This is a genomic window from Gluconobacter cadivus, assembly GCF_015244745.1.
Classification (GTDB): domain Bacteria; phylum Pseudomonadota; class Alphaproteobacteria; order Acetobacterales; family Acetobacteraceae; genus Gluconobacter; species Gluconobacter cadivus.
Genome location: NZ_JABCQI010000027.1, coordinates 1 through 840, shown reverse-complemented (window position 1 = coordinate 840; position 840 = coordinate 1). Strand labels below are relative to the sequence as shown.

The window sequence follows — 840 nt, the reverse complement described above, 5'->3', positions numbered from 1 at the left end:
AAGAGATAATCGAAGTCATTATTCAGGGTGGCCCGGTTTACCTGCGCTCAGCGCGAGCGATTAATGCGGCTGCGCCGCAAGCCTTACGGAGCGCAGAGCGTGAGCGTAGCGAGCGTGAGCGCCCGTAGGGCGACCACAGCCCGTAGGGCTCCATACGTCCAAGAGCGACAGCGAAAAACCCGGATGACGCGACGCGTCTTTGAGCAAAGCGAAAAGACGTGGGCGTCAAGCCCGGTTTAGATTTGTCGTTATTCATCTAGGGGTGTTTACTGGGCTCTGTTACTACTTACAGTAGTAATAGTGTCTATTAAATATCTCTAGGTGAGTACCGACGGCTCTCCTTATATAATGGCCGACACTCAGGCAGCAGAGATATCCAAGGACAACTGAACCCTCATGTAGCGATTACCCTGACCCATTGGCTGGAAGGATATCACACGGAGGTTCTCACGAATAAGACTGCGATCAGGACCACGAACCTGCCGATGACATTTCATGTTCTGACTGACAGGAAGCCATCGCATAACGGCTTGATGTGTGATGCCAAGCTCAACAATCTGGGTGCCATTGACCTCCTTCAAAGGAGAGAGTGCAGTGACTTCCGCCGGTGCTGTGAATAAGACTGTCTCGACCTGAACACTCTTCCGGGCTTCCGAATCAAATACCGTCTGGAGTTCTGTAAAAACGAGTTTGAACTGTGGATTAAATTTCATAGGGTATGCCCCTTTCAAAAACTTTTATTGGATGGATGACTAGCGCGCACCAGTGTTTCTTACACATAACCGTTTCTATATACTGGAAAGGTTAGACGCTTAGTCTTGCTATGTGGTTTAACTTGTT

Annotated in this window: 1 protein-coding gene; it reads right to left on the bottom strand. The window is 49.4% G+C overall.

Annotation, left to right across the window (positions count from 1 at the left end):
• Positions 1–359 precede the first annotated feature (359 nt).
• Positions 360–713: a hypothetical protein gene (locus HKD28_RS15540; RefSeq protein WP_194269107.1), complete on the bottom strand. Its 354-nt coding sequence runs from the start codon at positions 711–713 to the stop codon at positions 360–362.
• Between the last annotated feature and the right edge of the window lie 127 nt (positions 714–840).